A 23,785-nucleotide genomic window follows, 5' to 3' on the forward strand; every position below is an offset into this window, starting at 1 on the left:
GGACGGTGCCTCCTGTCGTGCCATCCGTCTTCTACACCTCGGTGTTGGGGCCGTCTCTCAACAGGAACAGCCCCAGGCTCCCTGCGGAGCCCGTCTGCGTGATGGGAACCGCCTGCGCATCCAGCTTCTTGACCCAGGCGGTACCGGCCGGGGTGCCGTCGGTGCGCCACAGCTCGGTGCCGTGGCCGGGCGTGACCACGAAGAAGAGCAGGGCGTTGCCCACCGTGAGCGACGTGTACCCGTCGGTCGAGAGGGAACCGAAGTCCCCCAGGTGCACCGTGCCCGCAGGGGTCCCATCCGAGCGCCACAGCGAGGTGCCGGTGCCGGGCGTGTCCAGGAAGAAGAGCAGGGTGTTGCCCAGCATCGTCGGGGCGACGAGCCTCCCGACCGTGCCGAAGTTCGCCACCTGCACCGTGCCCGCCGAGGTCCCGTCCGAGCGCCACACCTCCACCTGGGGATTGCCGGGCGCGAACGCCCACTCGCGAATGAAGATCAGCCGCCCGTTCTGCGCGGCGGTGAACGCGAACCGGGTGCCGGTGGGGCCGGGCGTCACGTCCTTGACGAGGTGGGTCCCGGCACTGGTGCCATTGCTGATCCACAGCTCCTGCCCGGTGCCCGGATCATCGAACTGGAAGAAGACCTTGTTCCCCACCGGAACCAGGCTGGTCATCCGGGGGGCGCCCACGGAGGCGGGGGGAAACGACTTCACCTGGAGGGTGCCGGCCTCCGTGCCATCGCTGCGCCACAAGGTCGCGCTTCCGTCAAAGAGGTTGGTGGCGAAGTAGAGCTGCCCCTGCACATCGGCCAGGGACTCCGGGTAGGGCCCGTTGACCGAAGCGCCAGACCCCGGAGGAATGACGACCTTGACCCGCGAGGCCACCCCTGGGGGACATGCCTGCGCGGCGACCTCGCCAGTCTCGACAGTTTCGCCAGGGAGGACCCCACACCCGGCCAATCCCAGCCACACCAGGGCAAATCCACTCCTTGCGCGCATGTCCTCTCCTCTCCGGCCCGAAGCCTGGGACAGTGGAACGCGCGTCGGAATGCGCCAAGAGGACCCGGATGGCGTGGGTCCGCTGCGGGATAGATGCGCCCCAACCCCTTTCCGCTCAGCAGCAGGCGGGGCGCCGCCGATGGGGCGAACACGCGCTAGTCACGCTGGCGCGCGATCTCGCAGTTCCAATACTCCGCCCCCACTGGGTCGAAAGCTCCCCTCAGTGAGCTGAAGAAGCCACCGTCCTCGGAACGAGTGGGCTGGGGGGCGGGTGCAACCGAGGTGCTCCACAGTTGTTGGCCGCTCGCCGCGTCGAACGCAGTCACCGCCGAAAGGCCCATCAGCACCTGGCCTTGCTGTATTCGCAAGCAAGGCGCCATGGCGGAGATGTTCGGCCTTCGCCCCCATCCCTGTACGTCTTCTGCGAACGTCCAAAGCACACTGCCGCTGGCGTAGTCACAGCACGAGACGCGCATGTACCACGAGGCAACCGTGCCCGTGTGCGAGCGCATCTCCTCCCAAGTCAGCGAGAGCATCGCGACAAAGGGGGGCTCAACCGCGAGCGTCACGGTCGTTCGCACGCCTCGGAGCTTGGGGGCCACGCGTGCATCGTGGACATCGTGCCGCCACACGACGCGACCACTGGCGCGGTCGATCGCGGCGACGTAGCCCTGCACGGTTGCGATCAGCAAGGGGGCATTCATCGCCGGGACGTAACACGCCCCGTGACGAACCGTCCACTCGGACACAACGCAGTGCCTGCATGAAATGGCTGTCAAGACATCCGCCCGAAGCGCGCCGTTGGGCTGAAAGCGCGCGCGTCAGCGCCGGGCGGGAGGGATGCTCACCGCCGTCGCTCCCCGAGCATCGAGCTGGATGACGGTGGGGGCGCGCTCACACTCCCACGTGGTCACGTTGGCGAAGCACGTGTCCTCTTCGCGCCACATCCCGCCGTCCTCGTGGATGTGGCCGAACAGATGCAGCCGGGGACGCACGGCGAGCACGCGCTCGCGCAGGTCCCTGCATCCGCCTCGACCTCCTACCGAGGAGCGGTCCCCCCAGCCCGCCGGAGGCCCATGGGTGATGAGCACGTCGAGGCCCTCGGGGATGGCCGCCCACTTGCTGGCGAGCGCGGTGCCCCGAGGCAGGTTGAAGGCCCAGTTGTTGTAGGCCGGCTGCCAGGGGCTTCCCCAGAAGCGCAGGCCCGCCACGGTGGCCTCGCTGTCCTGAAGGTAGACGATGTCCTCACCCAGCAGCGCCCGGGCCGCGCCGGGCGAGTCGGCGAAGGCCCCGTCGTGATTGCCCGCGACGATGACCTTGTGACGGTAGGGGAGGCCGCGAATCCATGATGCCGCCCGGGCGAGCTCTTCCAGGTCCCCCGCGCGGCACATGTCGCCCGCGTGGACGAAGATGTCGCCCGGAGGCATCACGAGCTCGTCGTGGAAGAGGTGAGTGTCCGAGACGGCGACGATGCGCATCCCCGCAGTATGCCTCGCCGCCGCCTGTTCATCCGAGCATGAAGCGGAGGGGGCCCTGCTGTGCGGGGGCGCATGGGGACGGTGTTGTCCATCCACTCCGGAAGCAGCGCGCCCAGGTCCTCCCTCATCGGCGCATGACGCTCGGGAAAAGGGACCGGCACCGGAAGCGGGCCGGGGGAGACCCGCTCCTTCCGGTGCCGGTATCGCGCACATGGCCAGGCGCGATGGGATTCTCCTAACGGCCCCCCACTCCCGCCGCGATGCTTTTCCCCTCCCGAGGGGGGAAGCAGGCGTCCGGGCGCTTTCACTGGCGGACACCTGCCTCCGCGGCTACGGCAGCTTCAGCTTGATGTTGAACGTGTACGACACGTTCACCGGGCGGCCCTGGAAGGTCAGCGGCTGATACCTGCGCGAGGAGAGCGTCTCCAGCACCGCGTCATCCATGAAGGGCAGGCCCTTGATGATGCGGCAGTCGCGCACCCGGCCCTCCGTGGTGATGACGCACTTCGCGATGATCATCCCCTCCACGCCCGCGCGCCGCGCCTCGAGCGTGTAGCTGAACTGCGAACCGCTGAGCAGCCTGGGCGGCGTCATCCCACCCTGGAAGGGCAGCACGTCCGTGCCCGTGGGCACGTTCGCCACGAGGTCCGCCACGCCAATGGCACCGATGGGGCTGGTGCTGTTCGGGTCTCCGTTCGGATCTCCCACCGGCCCGGATTCGCCCGTGCCCGTCGCGTCGGTGGTGGCCGCCGCGTCCGCGATCGTCGTGGGCTCCGGCTCAGGCTTCGCCTCCGGTGGATCCACGGGCAGCGGCTTCGGGTTCAGCGGGACGCGGTCCGTGCGCGGCTTGGGCTTCGGCTTCGTCGCGGTCGTGGCCGGCTTCGGCTGCGCGGGCTGCTTCGTTCCCCGCTGGATGGCGGGCACGTGGTGGACGATGTCAACCCAGGGCGCCTCGACGGTCTCGGGCGGGCGACCGGAGATGAAGAACACCAGGCCCAGGAGCCCCGCGTGCACGCTGATGGACACCCACGCGCCCGTGCCGAACCGTCCCGAGCGCACTCCCCGCCGTTCGATGACCGACTCAAACATCTGACCCGCCTCCTGGATTGGGGGGGACGCTCCAGGCGTCCCGTCCCCACGAGAAGCAAGGTACGAAGTCGCGTCAGCGGAAAGGCCGACGCGGCTCCATCTGTCGGTCATGATTTCGTCATGAGGGGCCGCCGCTCAAGACCTCCATGCGGTAGCCCACGCCGCGCAGCGTGTGGATGGTGAAGCCGGAGGTGCTCGTCCACCCGAGCTTCTTCTTCAGGTTCGACACGAAGTTGTCCACCGTGCGCGGATCCACCACGACGTCGCGGCCCCACACCGCGTCCAGGATTTCGCCCCGGGGCAGGGCGCGGTCGCGGTGGCGCAGGAGGAACGCCAGCAGGTCGAACTCCGTGCGCGTCAGGTCCACCTCGCTGCCGTCCGCCCGCAGCACCGCGCGGCGGCCCAGGTCCAGCGTGAAGGCGCCAAAGGTCATCACCTGCGGCGGCGCCGTGCCCGCCCGGCGCACCAGCGCCTGCACGCGCGCGAGCAGCTCCCGCAGCCGGTAGGGCTTGGTGAGGTAGTCCTGCGCGCCGGCCTCGAAGCCGCGCACCAGGTCGTCCTCCAGCGAGCGCGCGGTGAGCATCAGCACCATGCTCTTCACCCCTTCCGCGCGCAGGCGGCGGCAGAAGCTGTAGCCGTCCTCGCCGGGCAACATCACGTCCAGGATGAGCAGGTCGAACGCGCGCGCCTGGAGGTGCGGCGCCGCGTCCTTCGCGGAGGGCGCGTCCGTCACGTCGTAGCCCTCGTCGCGCAGGTTGTCGCGCAGGCCCAGGCGCAGGTTGGCGTCGTCCTCGACGATGAGGATGGAAGGGCGGGTGGAGGAGGGGGGCTGCGTCTGCGTCGTCATCGGCGCGTCTCGGGAAAGGTCAGGGCGAAGGTCGTGCCTTCGGGGCTGGAGGAGGCCACCTGGATGCTGCCCTGGTGCAGGCCCATGATTCTGCGGCACAGCGCCAGCCCCAGGCCACTTCCATGCACCTCCGGCCCGGGCGTTGTCAGCCGGTAGAAGTCCTGGAACACGCGCTCCCACTCCTCCGGGGGGATGCCCACCCCGTTGTCGCTGAAGAGCACCGTGGCCCCGAAGCCCGGCTGCGGGTAGGCGCGCACGGTGAGGACCACCGGGCTGCGCTGGTTGTAGAGGCAGGCGTTGCGGCCCAGGTTGGCGAAGAGCATCCGGACGAGCGACGCGTCCGCGTCCAGCTCCACGTCCTCCACCTCCGAGCGCAGCTCCACCGGCACGGTGACGGCGTCCAGCAGGTCCTCGCGCAGGTTGCCCACCGCCTCCTCCAGCCGCACCCGCGCGGGCCGCAGCGCCCAGCGGCCCTTGTCGATGCGGTTGAAGGACAGGATGTTCTCCACCAGGAAGTGCAGCCCCTCCGCCGCGCGCACGATGCGGGTGGGGTAGTCCCCGGCCTCCGGGCTCTGGCCCAGCCGCCGCTCCAGCGTCTCCCCCAGCAGGCGGATGGACGCGAGCGGCGTGCGCAGCTCATGCGACACGGTGGAGACGAAGTCGCTCTTGAGCTCCACGAAGCGGTACTTGCGCTGCTGCGCCACCACCGCGAGCGCCGCGATGGCCGACGCGAGCGCGCCGCACGCCGCGACGAGCAGCGTCTTCAGGCCGTAGCGCGCCTCGATGTCCGCCTCCGCAGCGGCCCAGCCGGGCGTGGCCACCTCCAGCCCCGGGTGCTTCAGGGGCCGCGCCACGCCGCCAGGGCCCAGGCGCACCTGGCCGTCCCGGGGGATGAGGTTGCGCCCGCGCAGCTCCTGCGTCAGCTCCGCGAGCAGCGCGGACATGTCCACGGCGAGGCCGTGCACCTGCTCGGCCGCGGGCTCCACGTACCACTGCTCGGCGAGCAGCGTGGGGCCGTCCAGCGGCTCCGGCAGCACCAGCGCGCCCGCGCCGACCTCCTGCACGCGCGCCACGAAGGCGTCCGAGGGCTCCTTGAGCGCCTGGCTCACCGCCACGATGCGCGCCTGGAGGAAGTTGAAGTCCGGCTGCGTGAGCTGGGACCTCGCGCGCAGCAGGTTCCGTTGCAGGCCCGCGTCCCGCGCCATGCCGCCCAGCTCCTCCGGAAGGCCCTCGCGCACCAGCGCCCGGATGAGCGGAGGCGTGTCCTCGCCGCGGTGGAGGTACTCGACCGCGAGCAGGGTGAAGGGCAGCTCCTGGTCCGGCGGCAGCGGGTGCGCCGCGTGGTAGCGCAGCAGCGCCTCCACCGCCGCGTCCTTGCGCGCCTCGGTGCCGGAGGCCAGGGCGGCCCCCGCCGCGCGCAGCCGGCCGAGGCGCTCCTGGTAGGGTGAGGGGGCCTGGCCGTCCTCCAGCGCGTGCGCCAGCATCGTGTAGTTGGCCTGGGCGGGGACGTCCGCGCCCTCCCGGGGCCAGTCCACGCGCGGCAGGAACTGGTGGCCGCGGAAGAGCAGGTAGTAGCCCTCCGCCGGCAGCAGCGGGTCGCCCACCGCCGCGTTGAGGTTGGGCAGGCGGGTCTTCATCCGCTGCGCGAGCGCGGTGCGCAGGGACTCCGCCGCCAGCTGCTCCAGGGCCACCCGCCGCGAGCGCACCTGGGCGCGGGCGTCCTCACGCTCCTGGGTGAAGATGCGCTGGAGGCTGACCAGCCCCCAGCCGAGGGCCAGCAGCCCACAACCCAGGGCGATCAATGTGGGGAGGAGTCGGCGCAGCATTCGCGTCCCGCCGGACTGTAGCAGTGTCGACAGGTTTTCGGGCCCGGGGCCTCCAGGGTGAATAAAGTGGAGGAGACCCGCGTCCCCTCGGGTGCCTGGAGATTGGAGACGAAGTCATGGGTTCTCGATGGTGGGTTGGATTGATTGTCGGCCTGGCCACCCAGGGGGCGTTCGCGCAGACCTCGCCGGTCGCCGCGGATGACTGGGGGGATGACGCGTACGCGCAGTCCAACGTGGCGGATGACTCCGGGCCCATCGCGCCCTCTCCGCCCCCCGACCTGCCCGCCGAGTCGCCGACCCCCCGGCCCTACGCCGGCGCGGTCTGGACCTCTGGCCACTGGTACTGGGATGGGGACAGCTGGCAGTTCAAGTCCGGCGGCTGGGTGGAGCGCATGCCCGGCTACCAGTACGTCAACGGCTACTGGGCGCAGGACGGCAACATCTGGCGCTGGGTGTCCGGCGGCTGGGCCCCGGAGGGCTCCACCGAGGTGGAGATCCCCGTGGAGGTCGCCAGCGAGGACGTGACGGCGACCCAGGCGCCTCCGGCCCTGCGCGTGGAGGCGCCGCCCCCCGCGCCGGCGTCCGACTACGTCTGGGCCCCGGGCTACTGGTACTGGGGCGCCAACGGCTACGAGTGGGTCGCGGGCTCCTGGATGGAGCCGCCGCGTCCGGGCCTGGTGTTCGTGTCGCCGCACTGGGTGCGCCGCGGCCTGTCCTGGGTCTTCGTGGGCGGCGGCTGGGGGTGGAACGGCTCGGTGCGCGTCGTCGTCCCGGTCTACCGCCACGCGCACATCGCGCTGTCCTTCGGCCGCCCGAACCTGTTCCTGCGCTCGTGGTACCGCTACCCGGGCGTGTCGTGGCGCTACTACGACTACGGGCACACCCGTTACCGCCCGGGTTACCACTCCTCCTACTCGCGCCCGGGGCCGTACCGGTACGGCCCGCGCGTGCATGACGCGTCGCCCGTGCGCCCCGGTGGCCGGGGCGACAGCCGTCCCGGTCCCTACCGCCCGCAGGGGAACGGCGCCCACCCGTCCAACAGCGGCAACAGCGGTCACGGCAGCAGTTGGGGGGGGACGCGCAGCCCGCCTCCAGGGGGACGCGGGACGAGCGGCGGCGTGCACCAGGCCGGCGGCAGCTCCAGCCCCGCACGTCCGCCGTCGGGGGGCGGGGGACGCTCCTCGTCTGGCAGCGGCGGCTGGGGTGGAGGCTCCTCCTCGGGCCGCGTGCACCAGACCGGCGGCGGTTCGTCCAGCAGCCACGGCGGCGGCGGGCGCTGGGGCGGTGGCTCGGGCGGCGGCTCCTCCCACGGCGCCTCCAGCCGCGGCGGTGGGAACGGCGGCTGGGGTGGTGGCCACGGCGGGGGTGGCCACCGCTGAATGAAGTGACGGCGGGTGGGCCGGGTCAGACCTCGACCTGGCCCATCAGCCACGTCTCCAGCTCCGCCAGCTCGCGCTCCTGCGCGGGGTGGCGGGCGCGGACCTCGGCGACGGCCTGCTGCATCCCGTTGCGGCTGTGCGGCTTGTCCTGGAGCGCCGTCTGGAGGTCCTGCACGAGGTCCGGGTAGAGCGCATCCGAGAAGACCTGCGCGCGGGTGACGTGTCCGTTCTCCGTGTCGACGTGGACCTCGAAGAAGCCCCACGACAGGTACTCCACCATCTGGTGGCTGAAGCGGGGCGCGTTGCCGAAGCGCCACTCCCACGACGCGTAGTGCTCGAAGGTGCGCTTGAGCGACGGCTGTCCCTCCAGGAACGAGTGCTCCAGCAGCTCCGGCTCCGCGGTGGCGCCGTGGAAGTCGCAGAAGGCGCCGATCATCGCCTTCACCAGCGACGCATGGGAGACGTCCGGCTGGAGGTCGCGGAGGTTCATCACCCGCGAGCGCACCGACGCGCTGCCCTTGGACTCCAGCTTCTTCGGGTGCGGCGTGAGGTAGTTGGCCAGCCGCGACAGGTTGGCGTGGAGGAGGAACGTGCCGTGGTGGAAGGCGCGGTCCTTCGTCTCGCGGTACGCGCTGCCGCTGATCTTCCGGGGGCCGTCCTCCAGCGGAATCACCAGGTCGTTGCGCCCGGACGCCTGCGCCGTCACGCCCAGCCGCGACAGCGCGTCCAGCAGGATGGTGACGTTCGCCGTCTTGTTGTAGCCCTCCTTCGCGGACAGGAACGTGAAGCAGGTGTTGCCCAGGTCGTGGAACACCGCGCCGCCGCCGCTGGTGCGCCGCGCGAGGAAGACCTCGTCCTGCTCCATGCGCGTGAGGTTGCACTCGGACCAGGGGTTCTGGTTGCGGCCGATGACAACCGTGTTGTCGTTGCGCCAGAGGAACAGCGTCTGGGTGGACGGATCCAGCTCGCGGAAGATCCAGTCCTCGGTCGCGAGGTTGAACCAGGGGTTGTACGTCTCCGACAGCAGGATGCGGACGCGCGGGGCTTGAGACATGGCGGGGAGCATAACCGCCCGCTGCGTCCGTGCAGGGACTTGCGCCGTCCGGCGCGGGACATCCGGCCCGCCCCGGGGACGATGGCGGCCCGGGGCCCGGTTTCGGAAGACTCCTGCGCGTGTCGGGCGCGGCGAAGCGGGACCCGCGCCAGGGGGCGGCCATGCGTGGAGTGTTTTCGCTGTCGCGTCCGAGGGCGGAGGGGCCGGTGGTGCTGTGGGGCGGGGAGCAGCCGTCCGGCAGCCTCAAGTACCTCACCTTCGCGCGCTACCTGGCCGCGATGCCGCCGGGCTCGCGCGGGCTGGTGGAGACGTCCGGGGCGTCGAGCGCGCTGGCGCTGGACGTCCTCGGCCGCGAGCGGGGCCTGCCCACGGTGGCCCTGACGGACGCGGCGGGAGGCGTCTACCTGCGCGCCCACGGCTTCCAGGGCCAGGTGCGGATGGCGGGCTCGGCGGCGGACCTGTTCGAGCAGGCGCGGGCCCTGGAGCGCGACGGCTGGTGCTGGCCCCGACAGCTCACCAACCGGGCCCTGGTGGCGTGCGTGGAGTCCTGGGCGTCGGGCTTGCGCGCGCAGGTGCGCGAGCGCTTCCCCTCGGTGAAGCACGTGGTGTGCGGCTTCGGCACGGGCGCGACGCTGGTGGGCCTGACGCGCGTCTTCACGGCCGGCGGCTTCACCGTCACCGGCCTCCAGCCCGCGCCCGGCAAGCCGCTGCCCGGCTGGCGCACCTGGGAGACCCAGAACCTGGGCGCGGAGGACCTGTTCTTCGAGCACCAGCCGCGCATGCCGCTGACCACGGCCGCGCCCGCGCCGGACCCCTTCACCGCGCTCCAGGAGTGGGCCTGCCGGCAGCCCCATCCGGAGCAGGTGCTCATCGTCGCGCACAATGCCCGGGAGCGCGCCGCCGCCCGGGCCTGAAGGACCGCGACTCCCGGCGCCGTGCCTGGAGTCGCGCCCTCACGGCGGCCACGCCGTCGCGCGGCCAGGCGGGCGCGTGGGGCCGCTCGCGCTCAGCGCGCCGCGGGAGCGTGCGCGCCAGGTCTGGCGTGTCGCCCTGCTCCTGTCTCAATGTTTCAGCGTGACCCGGCCAGGTGATGACGAAGAGGTCGTGGTCGCTGAAGCCATCCGGCGCAGGATCGCGCGCCGCCATCGGGCCCAGCTCCACGCGCCCCGGAAACGGCCGTCCGCGTCAGCCGCGCGCGTCAACTCCAGGGGGGAGGCCTGATGCGGCGGCGGTCTCCAGGGGGGGCTCCCCTGGTAGGGCCCGCGGGCGGGCGCTCCGACGCAGGGTGTTGAATTCGTGATGCGTTGCGTTGAATTGCGATTGCGCAGTGCGTCTATATTGTGTGTCGCAATGCGTCGCAGAGGGAAAGACAACAAACGCATGCGTCTGTCCTGACCCGGAGCTGACATGCTTTTCAGTTAATCCTGAGGTTGGCTTGATTTTTATCAGTGTCTCGCTTTATGGGCTGATTCGCGGGTCAATCCCTTCGATGATCCGCTCTCCCCCACCAGGAGCCTGTATGCGAAACGCCGTCCGGACCCTCGTTCTGACTGTCGCGGTTCTTGCCCTCTGGGCGCAGCCCGCGCGCGCCGCGGATACGTACACGCAGACGAAGTACCCCATCGTGCTGGCGCACGGCATGGCGGGCTTTGATTCGCTGTTCGGGGTGCTCGACTACTTCTATGGCATCGAGTCGACGCTGAAGTCGGGCGGCGCGAAGGTCTACATCACGCACGTTCCGCAGTTCAACACGAGCGAGGCGCGCGGCGAGGCGCTGCTGGCGCAGGTGCAGGACGTGCTCGCGCGCTCGGGCGCGAAGAAGGTGAACCTGATTGGCCACAGCCACGGCGGCCTGGACGTGCGCTACGTGGCGGCGGTGCGGCCGGACCTGGTGGCGTCCGTGACGACGGTGGGCACGCCGCACAAGGGCGCGGACCTGGCGGACTACCTGCGCTCCAACCTCAAGGGCGGCTCGTTCACGGAGAGCGTGCTGTCGTACTTCGCCAGCAGCCTGGGCACGGTGCTGGGCCTGCTGTCCGGCCACACGCAGCCGCAGGACGCGATTGGCGCGCTGGCGGCGCTGACCAGGACGGGCACCTCCGCGTTCACCGCGAAGTTCCCCGCGGGCGTCCCCACCTCGTCCTGCGGCAGCGGCGCGGCGACGGGCACGCAGGGCCAGCGCTACTACTCCTGGTCCGGCACTGATCCCTTCACCAACCTGTTCGACGTGTCTGACTACGCCATGAAGCTGTCGTCCTTCTTCTACAGCGAGTCCAACGACGGCCTCGTGGGGCGCTGCAGCTCGCACTTCGGCACCGTCATCCGCGACAACTACGACATGAACCACCTGGACGAGGTGAACCAGGTGCTGGGGCTCACCGCGTTCTTCACCGACCCGACGTCCGTGTTCCGCACCCAGGCGAACCGCCTGAAGACCGCGGGCCTGTAGTCCCCGGCAAGGAGCGCCCCGCCATGAAGAGCCGCGCCGTCATTCTCGTGGTCGCGCTGTGCGCCCTCCTGGGTGCCGGCGTCTTCTCGTGGTGGAAGGTCCGGGCGGAGGACGCGCCCGGACCCGCTGTCCCGCCGTCCGCCGTCCCCGCCGCGGCGGGGGCACGGCCGCTCGCCGCGTCCCCCTCCGTGCACGGTGCCGCCGTGCCGGCGAGCCCGGCCCCCCAGGGCGGCTCGCCGCTGCCGCCGCTGCCCGGGTCGCTCCAGGACACGGAGGAGGACGGCGCGGTGCTGGTGGACGCGTCCGGGCACCTGGTGCCGAACGCGGACCTGCGCCGGTTCTTCAACTACTACCTGTCCGCCACCGGCGAGGAGCCCGCGTCGCTCATCCGCGAGCGCATCCTCGCGGCGCTGCGGGCGAAGAAGCTGCCCGCCGCCGCCATGGACGAGGCGGTGCAGGTGCTGGACGACTACCTGTCCTATCTCGACGCGGCCCGGGGCTTCGCGTCGAAGGGCTCCGCGGCCGCCATGGACACCGCCGAGCGCCTGCAGTCCCTGCGCAAGCTGCGCCGTGAGCACCTGGGCCCGGGCGTGGCCGACGGCCTCTTCGGCCAGGAGGAGGCGGTGGACGCCGTCGCCGTGGAGCGGCTGAAGCTGCTGAAGGACGCCTCGCTGACGAAGGAGGAGCGCGAGCAGCGCATGGCGGCGCTGGAGGAGCGGCTGCCCCCGGACGTGCGCGCCAGCCGCGAGGAGGCCGTGCGCCCGCTGCGGCAGCAGGCCGTGGAGCAGGAGCTGCTGGCGTCGGGCGCGACGGCCGAGGACCTGCATCAGCACCGGCTGTCCACCGTGGGGCCGGAGGCCACCGAGCGGCTGGAGGCGCTGGACGCGGAGCGCGCGCAGTGGAAGCAGCGGCTGGCGGACTTCCGCGCGAAGCGCGAGGCGCTGGGCCGCAGCGAACCGGACCCCGTCGCGCGTCAGGCCGCGGTGCAGCGGCTGCTGTTCGACTCGTTCTCGCCGGAGGAGCGCCTCCGGGTGGAGGCCGCGGACACCATCGACGCGGCCTCCGGCGCCGGGGGCGGGTGAAGCGGCTTCAGGAGATCTTGAAGGGCTTCAGCTCGTCCACGCTTTCGAGCAGCAGCGGCGCCGCGTGGAGGTACGCGGTGGTGCGGCGCTTCTGGTCGATGTCGTCGTACACGCGCTGGAGCTGCTGCGGCGTGAGGCCCATCTCGGGGGCGACCTCCTCGGGCGGGATGCCGTGGTTCTTCGCCCAGAGGATGAGGTCCAGCTGTGAGTAGTGCACGGAGAAGTAGAAGTCCTCCTGCGACTGCTCCAGGCTGAAGGTGTCCGTGGTGGGCTCGCGGTTGAGGATGCCGTCGATGACGCCCAGGTGCCGCGCGAGCTTGTACGTCTGCGTCTTGTAGAGGCTGGCGATGGGCTTCACGTCCGCGGAGCCGTCGCCCAGCTTCACGAAGAAGCCCTGGTCGTACTCCAGGCGGTTGGGCGTGCCGGACGCGGCGAAGTTCAGCCGGTCCGCGTGGAAGTACTCCATCATCTTGCGCACGCGCTGCTTGAAGTTGGTGGCGGCGACAATCTGCACGTAGGCCTGGGGCGTGAGGCGGAAGCGCTGCTCCTGCCCGTCCACCTGCACCACCACGTAGAAGACGTTGAGGGCGTCCGTGTTGAGCCGGTCGCCGTGCATGACGATCTTCCACTTCATGTCCGGCTGGAACGCGGGGAACACGGAGCGCACCGCCGCGTCGCGCTGCGAATAGCACCCGGCGGCCTCCAGCACGGGCGCGATGTCGTGCAGCGTGTACTGGATGCCCAGCTTCTCGCAGAGCTCGCGGCCCAGCTTGGAGGACAGGCCGCTGGAGTCGCGCTCCGGCAGCAGCAGGCCGAAGACGCGGTCCGGCCCCAGCGCGCGCACCGCCAGGGCGGCGACGCACGCGGAGTCGATGCCGCCGGAGATGGCCACCACCAGGCCGCGCTTGCGCAGCTTCTTGAGGACGGCCTCCTTGAGCCCCGCGGACAGCGACGCGGCCTTGGCCTCCCAGTCCAGCTCCAGCACCTGCTTGGAGAACTTCATCGTCACGGCGACCTCGATTCAGGGGAAGAAAGTGAAGACAGCACGCGCGTGCGCAGGTCGGCCTTGAGCACCTTGCCGGTGGGCCCGCGGGGGAGCGACTCCAGGAACAGCACGTGGCGCGGCACCTTGTGGGCCGGGAGCGCCTCGCGGCAGAAGCGGCGCAGGTCGTCCTCCTGCGCGCTGGCGCCCGATTGAAGGACCACGGCGGCGCACGCGGCCTCCCCGCCCAGGTCGTCCGGCACGCCCACCACGGCGACCTCCTGCACGGCCGGGTGGCGCGCGAGGACGTGCTCCAGCTCCGCGGGGCTCACCCGGTGGCCACCGACCTTGAGGATCTCCTTCGCGCGGCCCACGAGGAAGAAGAAGCCGTCCGCGTCGCGCCACGCGAGGTCGCCCGTCCACAGCCAGCCGTCGTGGAGGATGGCGGCGGTGTCGTCGGGCGCGTTGAGGTAGCCGGGCGTGACGTTGGCGCCCCTGGCCACCAGCTGGCCCACCTCGCCGTCGGGCAGGGGCGTGCCGTCGTCCGCGACCACGGCCAGCGTGACGCCGGGGATGCCCTGCCCGATGGAGCCCGCCTTGTCGGTGGCTCGCGACGGCGGCAGGTAGGAGAGCCGCGCGGTGGCCTCCGTCTGGCCGTACATGACGAACAGCTCCGCCGGGTGGAAGGCCTCGCGCGTCCAGCGCACGGTGTCCGGGGACATGCCGCCGCCAGCCTGGGTGACGTAGCGCAGCGTCAGCTTCGCGAGCGAGTCCGGGGCGGCCTGCCGCCGCAGCAGCTCGAAGGTGAGGGGCACGCCCGCGAAGCCGGTGCAGGCCTCGGTGGCCATGGCCTCCAGGACGACCTGCGGGTACATGAAGCGCGGATCCAGGAACACGGAGCCGCCCGCGAGCAGGTGCGTCTGGAGCACGCTCTTCCCGTAGCAGTAGTGCAGGGGCAGGATGAGCATGGCGCGGTCGCGCGGCGTGAGGCCCAGGTACTCCACGATGGAGCGCGTGTTCGCGGCGATGTTGGCGAACGTCTGCACGACGCCCCGGGGCGTGCCCGTGCTGCCGGACGTGTAGACGATGGACGCGGGCGCATCCGGCGGCGACGGGGGCAGGGCGATCCGAGGCGTGACGCCGGCCTCTGGATCCACCGCGCCGTCCTCCTGCAACCACGTGCACGCGGCGGGCTTCAGCAGCCCGAGCATCCGCTCCGGAGGGCGGGAGCCGTGCACGACGAAGAAGTGGGTGAGCGGCGAGCGCCCCGTCCAGCGCCGCGCGTCCTGACCGAAGATGACCGCATGGCGCGCACCCGTCTGCTCGAGGATGCTGGCCAGTGAATCCGCGCCCGTCTCCCGGTCCAGCTCCACGGCACAGGCGCCCAGGGCCTGCACCGCGAGCCCCGCGACCGCCGCCGCGCAGCCCAGGGGCAGGGCGATGAGGACGCGAGCCCGGGGCTCCACGCCAGCGGCGCGCAGCCGTCCCGCGAGCGCGAGCATCCGCGCTTCGAGTTGGACGTAGGTGAGTCGTGCCCACGGCGAGTCCACCGCTGGCGCTTCCGGCGTCGCCCGCGCATGTGCGCGAACCCATGAAGGCGCGGTGTCCGCGTGCGCGCTCGCCACCGCGGTGCTCACAGGCGAGCTCACGCGGCCTCCAACCGCACGGCATCCACATCCGCCTGTGGCACCGGCCTGGGCTTCAAGAAGTGGTGCGCCAGCAGCTGCGTGGACGCCACGGCGAACAGGGCCATGGTGTCCGCCTCGCTCTCCGCCGAGTTCGGCGCCCGCAGCTTCGCGACCAGCCGCTCCACCTTGCGCGCGTCGAAGACGCCCGTGGCCGATACCGCCTCCGGGGCCAGCAGCTCACGCGCCCACGCGGGGGCATCCGGCCCCACCAGCGCTCCGGCGATGGGCGCACGGTACGGGAACTTGTCGCGCTCCAGGATGGAGGCGGGCACCCGGCCCTTCGAGAAGCGCTTGAGCAGGTGCTTCTCGTCCAGTCCCCGCAGCCGCAGGCGCTCCGGCACTCGCGCGGCGAACTCCATCACGCCCGTGTCCAGGAACGGGAAGCGCCCCTCCACGGCGTTGCCCAGCAGCATGCGGTCGCCCTGCGCGGACAAGAGGTAGCCCGACAGCAGCGTGCGCGCCTCCAGGTACTGCGCCCGCGCCAGGGGGCGCCACTTCGCCACCGCGTCCGGCACCGTCGCGAGCACCGACGCCACCGGATCCTCGTCCGCCACCTTCGCGGCGAACTCCGGCGCGAGGAAGCGCAGGATGCGGCCGCTGTTGCCCCACCGCACCAGGTGCGAGAACCCCAGCGCGTCCGGTGTCTCCAGCCCCGTGCCGAAGAACTCGCGCAGCAGCTCCACGCCCTGTTGGCTCACCGACAGCGTCGGGTACAGCCGGCGCAGGAGCAGCGGCCGGTACTTCGAGCCCGGCTGGCGCGCCCAGAACTGGCGCACCTGCGTCTCCTTGAAGAGGTCATAGCCGAGGAACATCTCGTCCGCCCCTTCACCCGTCAGCACCACCTTGATGCCCTGGTCGCGCACCCAGCCGGACAGCCGCAGGAACGGCGCGGGCGCGGAGCGCAGCATCGCCTGCTCCGCGTGGAAGATGACGCCCGGCACCAGCGCGCCGATGTCCCCGTCGCGCAGCTCCACCACGCGGTGCTCGGTATGCAGTGCCTCCGCCACCGTCGCTTGGTGCGTGCGTTCGTCGAACCGCGCGTGCGCGAAGCCCACGGAGAAGGTCCGCAGCGTGCCGCCCAGCTGCTCCTGCGCCAGCGAGCACAGCAGGCTGGAATCCAGGCCGCCCGACAGGTACGCCGCCACCGGCACGTCCGCGCGCAGCCGCAGCCGCACCGCCCGGTCCAGCACCACGCCCAGCTCCTCCAGGAGCCGGGGCGCGTCCGCCGCGTCCGGCGTCACCCCGAAGTCCAGGTCCCAGTAGCGCTGGAGCGTCAGCGTGCCGTCGCGCCACTTCGCCACGTGCGCGGGCGGCAGCAGCGACACGCCCTCGAAGGACGTGCGCGGCGCCACCGGTGCCCAGAGCTGGAAGGTCTGCTTGAGCCCCCGCGCGTCCAGCGCGGGCGCCACCAGCCCCCCGGCGAAGAGCGCCTTCGCCTCCGACGCGAACGCCAGGTGTCCTCCCGGCAGGGACGCGTAGAACAGCGGGCAGATGCCCACGCGGTCCCGCGACAGCCACAGGGCGCGGTCGCGCGGCTCCCACAGCGCGAAGGCCCACTGGCCCTCGAAGCGGCGCACGCAGTCGATGCCCCACGCGAGGAACGCCGCGAGGATGACCTCCGTGTCCGAGCGCGTGCGGAAGGCATACGCGCCCGACAGCTGCTCGCGCAGCTCCACGTGGTTGAAGATCTCCCCATTGAACACGACGGTGAGGCCGGTGGCCTCGTCGCGCATGGGCTGGTGGCCGGAGGCCAGGTCGACGATGGACAGCCGCGCGTGCCCCAGCGCGGCGCCGTCCAGGAGCAGGGCGCGCTGCGCGTCCGGCCCCCGGTGCTTGATGCTGGCGGTCATGCGGCGCAGGCGGTCGGCGTGCTGCGCCGTGCCCGATGCGTCACCCGCCGGGAAGGTGAACCCCGCGATGCCGCACATGGACGGCTCAGCTCGCCTTCGCCATCGACTGCTTGCGGTCCACGAAGGCCACCACGCGCGACAGCGAGTCCAGGTTCTCCGGCACCAGCTCCTTGTCGTCCAGCTTGATGTGGAACTCCGTCTCGATGAAGGCCACCAGCTCCATCATGCCCGTGGAGTCGATGAGGCCCTTGCGCAGGAACGAGTCGTCGTCCGCGAAGTCGTCCACGAAGAAGGTGTCGACGATGAAGGTGCGAAGCGTGTCACGCGTGCTCATGAGGTGGATCCTGTCCTTGAAGCGAGATGGGGGTCGGGGAGGCGATGCGAAGGAGACGCGCCCGGCGCGTCCTGCTGCACACCGGGCGAACGGGGCGGGGCCTCGTCAGGTGCCCGTGGCGTCGCGGGCCACCAGGTCCAGGCTCATGCTGCGCGCCGGGTTCCCCATGGCGAGCGAGTCCGGGGGCACGTCCTGGGAGACGATGCTGCCGGCGGACACCACCGACCGCGCGCCGATGCGCACGCCCGGCAGCAGGATGGCGCCGTGGGCCACCCAGACGTCGTCCTCGATGATGATGGGCGCGATGCGCTGGCCGTCCCGGTCGCTCACGCGCACGTACGACGCGAACATGCACCGGTCGCCGATCTGCACCGACTCCCAGGCCTCCACCGACACGCCGTAGTTGAACTGGGTCTCGTTGCCCACCAGGAGCCGCGCGTGCTCGTAGCAGACGACCGACGTGGGCAGCATGCCGCCCAGGAACGTCAGCTTGTCGCCCAGCTCCGCGTGGCCGTCGTTGCGCGCGGCCACCGGGCCATATGCCGCCACGTCCCGGCCCGTGCGGAAGGTGCGGAAGAGCCAGCGCGCCCGCGCCACGGCCACCACGCGCTGGGCGCGAGGGAACACCTGCGTGCGCACCAGCTCGACGCCCGCGCGCGCCAGTTGGAAGGCTTCGTCCCGGGAGGGGAGGGGAGGTTTCATCGCGCCACCTCGCGCCGCAGCACCCGGGCCGGTGAGCCGCCCACCGTCACGCCCGGAGGGATCCTGCGGGAGATGATCGTGCCCGAGGCCACGCTCGAACCCTTCTGCAGGTGCGTGCCCGGCAGCAGGATGGAGCGGCTGCCCACCGTGACGCCTTCCTCCACCACCAGCGGCACCGACTGCGGCCGCTCGTGCCGGTTGCCCCGGACCGGGTGATACATGTTGTCCATCAGCTTGCACCACATGCCCAGGCGGCTGCGCGCGCCCACCGCCACGTATGACTGCGCTTCGATGGAGCTGCCTCCCTCGATGGTCACGTCGTCCTCGATCACGATGCGGCCCCCCCGCTGCGCGTGCAGTTCGATGGGCGCCATCCGCGCGTCGAACACCACGCGGTCGCCCACCTGGATCTCACCCTCGCCGTGAATCCAGACACGCCCCCAGACGGTCGGGGTGGCGCCCACGGCCTTGCAGCGGCGCAGCTTCAAACGCGCGACGGTCGGCCCCAGGCCGAGCATCATCATCAATGGAACGCGCATGGCTCAGGGACCGGCCTTCGCGGCGGCGGGCGCCTCGCGCCGGGTGTCCGGCAGGGCCGCCAGGAAGGCGACGAGCGCGGAGGCCACGCGCGCCTGCCCGCGCGCGTTGAGGTGGCCCCCGTCATCCGAATAGTCAGGCACCATGGCCGGATATGCGCGGCCGTTCACCTCGTAGGTCTCACGGGTGCCGTCCGCCCGCGTCGACTCCAGCGCCGCCAGGTCGAACAGCGGCTCCTTGCCGCCGTAGGTCTGCCGCATCAGCGCGTTGAACGCCTCGCGCGACACGTTCTCCCCCACGCCGAACACCGGGCGCCCGCGCAGCTCGTTGAACCACGCCTTCGCCCCGCGCTGCACCGTCGTCAGCGGCGCGGTGACGTGCACGAAGGTGACGCCCGGGTGGCGCGACTTCAGCCCCGCGAGCGTGGCGCGGTACTTCTCGAACAGCGCCTTCGCGTCCGTGGTGGAGGTGAAGTCGATGTAGCAGAACTTCATCAGCGCCACGTCCACCTGCTTCGCGACGCCGCCGTCCAGCAGCCGCTCGAAGTGCGCGAGCTTCGTCTCCGGCTGCTCGTTCTGTCCCACGAAGGCATGCGCCAGCGTGCCTTGCGCGAGCTCCGCGCTCGCGTCCTTCACCTCCACGATGGCGGGCGCCTTCGCGCTCGGTGACAGGTCGCGCACGCCGTCCAGGATGTTGCCGCCGACCGACTGGTGGCCGAAGAAGACCCGCCGGTGCGTCAGCCGCTCCAGGCTCGCGAGCGCCACGTCTGGCTTCACCGGCGCCGAGGCCGCCGCGCTCTGGGGCAGCGCCATCAGCAGCGCACCCGGAAGGAGCAGCGCGCCGAATCGCGCGGGGAAGCCACGAATGACTTGCATGTGTGAACCTTTAGACCTTTCCAGCGGCGAGCGTCAAAGCCCCTGGCGGCGCGGCCGGGTGCATGCCGTCCAGGCCGCCACGCATGCGTGAAAAGGGGTCGTGATTGCCCCGGAGCTGGGTGGAGGAAATCCCCCCTACTCGTGCTTGAGGCCGAAGAGGGCCCGCAGCCTTCCGAGGATGCGGCCCGCCTCGGGCGAGTGGTCCGGTCCGCCGCCGGCGGCCTGGGCCACGGCGCGCAGCTGGGTGCGGCGCTGCGCGAGGAGCGCGGAGAGTTGCCGGGCGAGGCCTGGGTAGTCTGCGAACAGTCGCGCGAAGGTGGGCCGGTCCAGCTCCAGCAGCACGGCGTCCTGGATGGCCACCACGGACGCGGCGCGGGGCTCGCCGGTGAGCAGCGACATCTCCCCGATGTACTGGCCCGGCCCCAGCCGCGTGATCTCGGCCTGGAGCGGGCCGGCGCGCACGCTGACCTCGCCGGAGGCCACGACGTAGAAGGTCCCGCCCTCGTCGCCCTCCTGGATGATGCGCTCGCTGCGGCCGAAGCGGCGCACCACCACCTCGCACCGCAGGCGCTCCAGCTCCTCGGGACCCAGGGGCGCGAAGAGGTCCACCTGGCGCAGCAGGTCGCGCACGGTGTCGTCCGCCAGCTCGCGGCGGCGGTGCTTCGCCTCGCGGCGCAGCGTCACGGTGCGCTGGGCGTGGGGCAGCTCCAGGCCCTCGCGGCGCAGCCGGTACCACAGCCGCGTGTGCAGCTCCTCCCGCACGCTGTCCGACAGCGCGAAGTCGTTGAGGAACACGCGCACCATGTACTGCGTGCTGGAGTCCGTGAAGCCCACCGTGCGCGCCATGGGCGGCGGCTGCACCAGGATCTGCGGAATCTCCCGGGCCACGTCCAGCAGCACCTGCTTCACCTGGTTGGGCGGCGCCTCCAGCGACACGCCCACCTGCACCTCGATGCCCACGGGCTCGCGGTGCTGGGTGAAGTTCTTCACGTGCTCCTTGCCCACCATGCTGTTGGGCAGGGTGATGACCTCGCGCCGGAAGTTGGCGATGCGGATGGAGCGCCACCCGATGTGCACCACCCGCCCCGTGTGCTCGCCGATGCGGATGAAGTCACCCACCTCGAAGGGCCGGTCCAACTGCAAGGACAGGCCCGCGAAGAGGTTGCCCAGCGTCTCCTGGAGCGCCAGACCGATGACCACCGTCAGCACCGCGGTGGACGCGACCAGCCCCGCCAGGTCCAGGTTCAGCTGGCTCTGGAGGATGGGGACGGTGGCGAGCGCGTAGAGCGTGAAGTCGATGACGTCGCGCAGGATCTTGGGCGTCGTCACCGGCGAGCGCATCCGCACCAGCTTCAGCGTGAACGCCACCCCGGCGCGGATGACGCCGTAGGCGAACGTGAGCATCCAGCCCACGCCCACGAGCTTGCGCAGGCCCTCTGGCGTGGAGGCCTCCGGCAGCAGCCGCGACGTGAGCCGCAGCACCAGGAAGGCGACCAGCATCCGCACCGCGCCCCGCAGGTCGTCGCGCAGGTCCGTGTCTCGGGTGGTCCGCTGGATGCCCAGCAGGAGCACCGTCAGGATGGAGCCCGCCAGCAGGGGGAGGTGGCCTTCGAGGAAGTTCAGCACGCCCGTTGAATCAGACCGGCGGCGCGCGCACGGGTCAAGGTGGCGGTTGACGGGTGCCCGCCGAGCGGAGATACACGCCCCCCATGACGCTTGCCTCGGTGCAGGGACAGCCCCGCGCGATGGACGCGCTCCAATCCGCCCTGCGGTCTGGCTCGGTGCATCACGCCTACCTGTTCGCCGGGCCGGAGGGGGTGGGAAAGGAGCTGGCCGCGGTGGGGCTGGCCCAGGCCCTCACGTGCCAGGAGGCCCCGGAGGTGGGCTGCGGCCAGTGCGCCAGCTGCGTGCGCGTCGCCAGGGGGCTGCACCCGGACGTGACCTGGGTGATGCCGGACGATGAGCGCGTGTCGCGAGGCCTCGCGGGTCGCTCCGACTTCACCGGCACGCCCAGCCGCGAGCTGCGCGTGGAGCAGGTCCGCCAGCTCCAGGAGCGCCTGGCGCTGCGCGGCCTGGAGTCCAAGCGCAAGGTCGCCATCCTGGTCAGCGCGGAGCAGATGAACGTGCAGGCGCAGAACGCCTTCCTCAAGACGCTGGAGGAGCCGCCCGCGGAGACCACCCTCATCCTGGTGGCCAGCGCCATGGACCGGCTCCTGCCCACCATCCGCAGCCGGTGCAGCAAGGTGTACTTCGGCCCGCTGCCGGTGGACCTGGTCGCACGGCGCGTGCAGCAGGAGCGCAAGCTGGACGCGGACACCGCCGCCCTGGCCGCGGTGATGTCCGGTGGCAGCCTGGGCCGCGCGCTCGCGCTGGACGTGGACGCGCTGAAGGAGCGCAAGGACGTGCTCACCGCCTTTGAGTCCCTGAGCGGCAGCGACATCCCGGCCCTGCTGCGCTTCGCGGAGGCCCACGGCGGCTCGCGCGAGGACGCGGACACGGCGCTGGAGCTGCTCATCCTGTGGACGCGCGACGTGTCGCTGGCGAAGGCCGGGGCGCTGGACGCGATGGCGAACCGGGACCTGCGGGAGCTGGCGGAGGCCGCCGCGAGGCGCACGTCGGAGGCCGCGCTGCACCGGCGCCATGCGCTGCTGGAGTCGGCGCGCGCGGCCATCGGCACGCGCAACGGCGCGCCCCGGTTGCAGCTGGAGCGGCTGCTCATCGAACTGTGCGTGGAGGGCCGGTGAGCGCGGACATGGACGAGGTGCTGGCGGAGGTGAAGGGCGGCAAGGTGTGGCCGCTGTACCTCCTGTGGGGCGAGGAGTTCCTGGTCCGCAAGGGCGCCGACGAGCTGGTGAAGACGCTGGTGCCGGACGCCGCCATGGGGCTGAACCTGGCGGTGCTGGACGCGGCCTCCCCGCGCGAGGTGGCGCAGGAGCTGGCCACGCTGCCGCTGTTCCCCGGGCGCAAGGTGGTGCTGGTGCGCGACCCGGAGTTCCTCGCGCCCAAGAAGGGCAAGGGCGACGCGCTGGCCAAGGCGCGCGACGCGTGGAAGGCGGGCAAGCGCAAGGAGGGCGCCCGGCGGCTGCTGGCGCTGGCGGGCCGCGCGGGCTGGGGCGTGGAGCAGCTGGACCCCCGCGTGCCCGGCGCGCCCACGGTGGAGCAGTGGAAGGACGAGCTCAACGTGGAGCTGGCGGAGGCCGACCTCGCCTTCCTTCAAGAGGCCGCGACCTTCTGCCGCGAGGAGCGCATCAGCGCCCCGGAGGGGGACGCGTCCGCGCTCCTGGAGCTCCTGCAGAAGGGCGTGCCGCCGGGGCACGCGCTGGTGCTCGCGGCCACGGACGTGGACTCGCGCAGCCCGCTGCTCAAGTTCGCGCAGGACAAGGGCCGCCTCTTCGAGCGCAAGGTGGCCGCGCGCCACAAGGACCTGGACCTCAGCGAGATCTCCAGGGAGTTCCTCGCCCCCTTCAAGAAGAAGCTGGGGCCGGGCGCGCTGGAGGGGCTGAAGGAGCGCATCGGCGGCAACATCCGCCTGCTCCAGTCGGAGCTGGAGAAGCTGGCCGTCTACGCGGAGGGCCCCACCATCGAGGCCCAGCACGTGGCGCTGCTGGTGCACCACGCGCGCGAGGAGGAGTTCTTCGAGCTGACGGAGGCGCTCCAGAAGCGCGAGCTGCGCGACGCGCTCGCCTACGCCGAGGACGCGATGGGGCAGGGCACGCACGCGCTGCAGCTGCTGGGCGCGGTGGCCTCCATCGTCCGCTCGCTCCTGGAGAACCACGCCTGGCTGGAGAAGTACGCCGGCGGCCAGCCGCCGCGCACCGGCCGCGACGTGGAGGCGCGCATCCTCCCCAGGCTGGAGGCCGAGCTGAAGGCCACCAAGCGCAAGACGCCCAACGCGTGGGCGCTCGCGTTCGGCATGCAGGCCGCCGCCCGCTACGAGCGCCGCGAGCTGCTCGACGCCCTGGTGGCGTGCGCGGACGCGGACCTGGCCCTGAAGTCCTCCGCCAGCGGGAAGCTCGTCATCGAGCGGCTGTTGTGGACGGTGTGCACCCGCGCCTGAAGGGGCCGGGTGGAAGGAGCCGCCATGGCGGACAAGCGACGCTTCGACCTCTTCGCGGACCTGCTCGTCACGCGCTTCCCCCAGGCCCTGCGCGTCTATGACGTCGCCGGCGGCATGGGGAAGCTGAACGAGTCCCTCACCCAGCGCGGGCGCGCCGTCACCACCTTCGACCTGCGCCACAAGCACCTGCCCGTGAAGTACGCGCAGCGGCCCTTCACCCTGGATGAGCCCTGCGAGGCGGAGCTCGTCGTGGGCATGCACCCGGACGGCGCCACGCGGATCATCATCGAGTACGCCGCGCGCCACGGCCTGGGCTTCGCCGTCGTCCCTTGCTGCTCCGACAATGGGATGCCCTACAAGCCGTGGATGCGGCACCTGGCCGACGTGGCCCGGCAGGCCGGCTTCGCCACGGTGGATGAGGCCGAGCTCCCCATGGATGGCCGCGCGCGGGTGTTGCTCGGCGTGTGGCGCTGACGCGCGGCACGCGAATTCAGGGCCATGGTTTGCGTAGCAAGAATAAGCCGCTATCCTTGGATTGTCTGAATAGAGGACATGCCGGGCG

Annotated in this window: 22 protein-coding genes; 7 read left to right on the forward strand and 15 right to left on the reverse strand. The window is 71.5% G+C overall.

Annotated elements, in window-relative coordinates:
- Window positions 1–31: 31 nt before the first annotated feature.
- The 6 genes from U8525_RS04910 to U8525_RS04935 form a co-directional block, all read right to left on the reverse strand.
- Window positions 32–880 (reverse strand): hypothetical protein, encoded by an 849-nt coding sequence (locus tag U8525_RS04910; protein WP_374261732.1) that lies wholly within the window; start codon window positions 878–880, stop codon window positions 32–34.
- 269 nt (window positions 881–1,149) lie between these two features.
- A complete protein-coding gene (locus tag U8525_RS04915; protein ID WP_374261734.1) occupies window positions 1,150–1,698 on the reverse strand; it encodes a PQQ-binding-like beta-propeller repeat protein in 549 nt (182 codons plus the stop codon).
- A 117-nt stretch (window positions 1,699–1,815) separates the two neighbouring features.
- Window positions 1,816–2,472: a metallophosphatase domain-containing protein gene (locus U8525_RS04920; RefSeq protein WP_374261736.1), complete on the reverse strand. Its 657-nt coding sequence runs from the start codon at window positions 2,470–2,472 to the stop codon at window positions 1,816–1,818.
- 330 nt (window positions 2,473–2,802) lie between these two features.
- Window positions 2,803–3,561 carry a TonB family protein gene (locus tag U8525_RS04925; RefSeq protein ID WP_374261738.1) on the reverse strand — a complete coding sequence of 253 codons (759 nt, stop codon included), beginning with the start codon at window positions 3,559–3,561 and terminating at the stop codon, window positions 2,803–2,805.
- Window positions 3,562–3,679: 118 nt separating this feature from the next.
- Complete coding sequence (locus U8525_RS04930) at window positions 3,680–4,408, reverse strand: response regulator transcription factor (RefSeq protein ID WP_374261740.1); 729 nt, start codon at window positions 4,406–4,408, stop codon at window positions 3,680–3,682.
- The gene (locus tag U8525_RS04935; RefSeq protein WP_374261742.1) at window positions 4,405–6,234 is read right to left on the reverse strand and encodes a sensor histidine kinase; all 1,830 of its coding nucleotides are present in this window, start codon (window positions 6,232–6,234) and stop codon (window positions 4,405–4,407) included. Before U8525_RS04935 ends, U8525_RS04930 begins: the two co-directional genes overlap by 4 nt.
- 116 nt (window positions 6,235–6,350) lie before the next feature.
- Here U8525_RS04935 and U8525_RS04940 point away from each other — a divergent pair, with 116 nt between their 5' ends.
- Entirely contained in the window at window positions 6,351–7,613 is a 1,263-nt protein-coding gene (locus tag U8525_RS04940) for a hypothetical protein (RefSeq protein ID WP_374261744.1), read from the forward strand.
- Between the two features lie 25 nt (window positions 7,614–7,638).
- Here U8525_RS04940 and U8525_RS04945 read toward each other — a convergent pair whose 3' ends face one another.
- Window positions 7,639–8,667 (reverse strand): lipoate--protein ligase, encoded by a 1,029-nt coding sequence (locus U8525_RS04945; protein WP_374261746.1) that lies wholly within the window; start codon window positions 8,665–8,667, stop codon window positions 7,639–7,641.
- A 161-nt stretch (window positions 8,668–8,828) separates the two neighbouring features.
- Between U8525_RS04945 and U8525_RS04950 the strand changes: the two genes are divergently transcribed.
- The 3 genes from U8525_RS04950 to U8525_RS04960 all read left to right on the forward strand — a co-directional run bounded on the left by U8525_RS04950 (window position 8,829) and on the right by U8525_RS04960 (window position 12,198).
- Window positions 8,829–9,581, forward strand: coding sequence for a pyridoxal-phosphate dependent enzyme (locus U8525_RS04950; protein ID WP_374261748.1), 753 nt, complete (start codon window positions 8,829–8,831; stop codon window positions 9,579–9,581).
- A 605-nt stretch (window positions 9,582–10,186) separates the two neighbouring features.
- Window positions 10,187–11,116, forward strand: a complete 930-nt coding sequence (locus tag U8525_RS04955; RefSeq protein WP_374261750.1) for a lipase family alpha/beta hydrolase — start codon at window positions 10,187–10,189, stop codon at window positions 11,114–11,116.
- Between the two features lie 23 nt (window positions 11,117–11,139).
- Window positions 11,140–12,198, forward strand: coding sequence for a lipase secretion chaperone (locus U8525_RS04960; protein WP_374261752.1), 1,059 nt, complete (start codon window positions 11,140–11,142; stop codon window positions 12,196–12,198).
- 7 nt (window positions 12,199–12,205) lie between these two features.
- On the opposite strand, the gene nadE is transcribed toward U8525_RS04960, so the two are convergent.
- The 8 genes from nadE to U8525_RS05000 form a co-directional block, all read right to left on the reverse strand.
- On the reverse strand, window positions 12,206–13,201 hold the full coding sequence (gene nadE / locus U8525_RS04965; RefSeq protein WP_374262294.1) for an NAD(+) synthase: 996 nt from the start codon (window positions 13,199–13,201) through the stop codon (window positions 12,206–12,208).
- Between the two features lie 2 nt (window positions 13,202–13,203).
- A complete protein-coding gene (locus U8525_RS04970; RefSeq protein WP_374261754.1) occupies window positions 13,204–14,829 on the reverse strand; it encodes a class I adenylate-forming enzyme family protein in 1,626 nt (541 codons plus the stop codon).
- A complete protein-coding gene (asnB, locus tag U8525_RS04975) occupies window positions 14,826–16,796 on the reverse strand; it encodes an asparagine synthase (glutamine-hydrolyzing) (protein ID WP_374261756.1) in 1,971 nt (656 codons plus the stop codon). The genes U8525_RS04970 and asnB overlap by 4 nt, the downstream gene beginning before the upstream one ends.
- Window positions 16,797–16,803: 7 nt before the next feature.
- Window positions 16,804–17,052 carry an acyl carrier protein gene (locus U8525_RS04980; protein WP_374261758.1) on the reverse strand — a complete coding sequence of 83 codons (249 nt, stop codon included), beginning with the start codon at window positions 17,050–17,052 and terminating at the stop codon, window positions 16,804–16,806.
- 105 nt (window positions 17,053–17,157) lie between these two features.
- A complete protein-coding gene (locus U8525_RS04985; protein ID WP_374261760.1) occupies window positions 17,158–17,754 on the reverse strand; it encodes an acyltransferase in 597 nt (198 codons plus the stop codon).
- A complete protein-coding gene (locus U8525_RS04990; RefSeq protein WP_374261762.1) occupies window positions 17,751–18,293 on the reverse strand; it encodes a DapH/DapD/GlmU-related protein in 543 nt (180 codons plus the stop codon). Before U8525_RS04990 ends, U8525_RS04985 begins: the two co-directional genes overlap by 4 nt.
- Before the next feature lie 3 nt (window positions 18,294–18,296).
- The gene (locus U8525_RS04995) at window positions 18,297–19,166 is read right to left on the reverse strand and encodes a hypothetical protein (RefSeq protein ID WP_374261764.1); all 870 of its coding nucleotides are present in this window, start codon (window positions 19,164–19,166) and stop codon (window positions 18,297–18,299) included.
- A gap of 135 nt (window positions 19,167–19,301) precedes the next feature.
- Window positions 19,302–20,792 carry a cyclic nucleotide-binding domain-containing protein gene (locus U8525_RS05000; RefSeq protein WP_374261766.1) on the reverse strand — a complete coding sequence of 497 codons (1,491 nt, stop codon included), beginning with the start codon at window positions 20,790–20,792 and terminating at the stop codon, window positions 19,302–19,304.
- Window positions 20,793–20,875: 83 nt separating this feature from the next.
- On the opposite strand from U8525_RS05000, the gene holB reads away from it, so the two are divergent.
- The 3 genes from holB to U8525_RS05015 are packed head-to-tail and all read left to right on the forward strand — an operon-like array spanning window position 20,876 to window position 23,697.
- On the forward strand, window positions 20,876–21,910 hold the full coding sequence (gene holB / locus U8525_RS05005; protein ID WP_374261768.1) for a DNA polymerase III subunit delta': 1,035 nt from the start codon (window positions 20,876–20,878) through the stop codon (window positions 21,908–21,910).
- 8 nt (window positions 21,911–21,918) lie between these two features.
- Window positions 21,919–23,223 carry a DNA polymerase III subunit delta gene (gene holA, locus U8525_RS05010; RefSeq protein WP_374262296.1) on the forward strand — a complete coding sequence of 435 codons (1,305 nt, stop codon included), beginning with the start codon at window positions 21,919–21,921 and terminating at the stop codon, window positions 23,221–23,223.
- 24 nt (window positions 23,224–23,247) lie between these two features.
- On the forward strand, window positions 23,248–23,697 hold the full coding sequence (locus tag U8525_RS05015; RefSeq protein ID WP_374261770.1) for a hypothetical protein: 450 nt from the start codon (window positions 23,248–23,250) through the stop codon (window positions 23,695–23,697).
- Window positions 23,698–23,785 lie beyond the last annotated feature (88 nt).

The organism is Corallococcus sp. RDP092CA (genome assembly GCF_041903675.1).
Lineage (GTDB): Bacteria > Myxococcota > Myxococcia > Myxococcales > Myxococcaceae > Corallococcus.

Excerpts from the sequence above, each read along its gene's own strand:
- holB (WP_374261768.1), top strand. The coding sequence starts at position 20,876 with ATGACGCTTGCCTCGGTGCAGGGACAGCCCCGCGCGATGGACGCGCTC.
- U8525_RS04940 (WP_374261744.1), top strand. The coding sequence starts at position 6,351 with ATGGGTTCTCGATGGTGGGTTGGATTGATTGTCGGCCTGGCCACCCAG.
- U8525_RS04930 (WP_374261740.1), bottom strand. The coding sequence starts at position 4,408 with ATGACGACGCAGACGCAGCCCCCCTCCTCCACCCGCCCTTCCATCCTC.
- U8525_RS04980 (WP_374261758.1), bottom strand. The coding sequence starts at position 17,052 with ATGAGCACGCGTGACACGCTTCGCACCTTCATCGTCGACACCTTCTTC.
- U8525_RS05015 (WP_374261770.1), top strand. The coding sequence starts at position 23,248 with ATGGCGGACAAGCGACGCTTCGACCTCTTCGCGGACCTGCTCGTCACG.
- holA (WP_374262296.1), top strand. The coding sequence starts at position 21,919 with ATGGACGAGGTGCTGGCGGAGGTGAAGGGCGGCAAGGTGTGGCCGCTG.
- U8525_RS04960 (WP_374261752.1), top strand. The coding sequence starts at position 11,140 with ATGAAGAGCCGCGCCGTCATTCTCGTGGTCGCGCTGTGCGCCCTCCTG.
- U8525_RS04990 (WP_374261762.1), bottom strand. The coding sequence starts at position 18,293 with ATGCGCGTTCCATTGATGATGATGCTCGGCCTGGGGCCGACCGTCGCG.
- U8525_RS04955 (WP_374261750.1), top strand. The coding sequence starts at position 10,187 with ATGCGAAACGCCGTCCGGACCCTCGTTCTGACTGTCGCGGTTCTTGCC.
- U8525_RS04995 (WP_374261764.1), bottom strand. The coding sequence starts at position 19,166 with ATGCAAGTCATTCGTGGCTTCCCCGCGCGATTCGGCGCGCTGCTCCTT.
- U8525_RS04920 (WP_374261736.1), bottom strand. The coding sequence starts at position 2,472 with ATGCGCATCGTCGCCGTCTCGGACACTCACCTCTTCCACGACGAGCTC.
- U8525_RS04945 (WP_374261746.1), bottom strand. The coding sequence starts at position 8,667 with ATGTCTCAAGCCCCGCGCGTCCGCATCCTGCTGTCGGAGACGTACAAC.
- U8525_RS04915 (WP_374261734.1), bottom strand. The coding sequence starts at position 1,698 with ATGAATGCCCCCTTGCTGATCGCAACCGTGCAGGGCTACGTCGCCGCG.
- U8525_RS04985 (WP_374261760.1), bottom strand. The coding sequence starts at position 17,754 with ATGAAACCTCCCCTCCCCTCCCGGGACGAAGCCTTCCAACTGGCGCGC.
- U8525_RS04925 (WP_374261738.1), bottom strand. The coding sequence starts at position 3,561 with ATGTTTGAGTCGGTCATCGAACGGCGGGGAGTGCGCTCGGGACGGTTC.
- U8525_RS04950 (WP_374261748.1), top strand. The coding sequence starts at position 8,829 with ATGCGTGGAGTGTTTTCGCTGTCGCGTCCGAGGGCGGAGGGGCCGGTG.
- asnB (WP_374261756.1), bottom strand. The coding sequence starts at position 16,796 with ATGTGCGGCATCGCGGGGTTCACCTTCCCGGCGGGTGACGCATCGGGC.
- nadE (WP_374262294.1), bottom strand. The coding sequence starts at position 13,201 with ATGAAGTTCTCCAAGCAGGTGCTGGAGCTGGACTGGGAGGCCAAGGCC.
- U8525_RS04935 (WP_374261742.1), bottom strand. The coding sequence starts at position 6,234 with ATGCTGCGCCGACTCCTCCCCACATTGATCGCCCTGGGTTGTGGGCTG.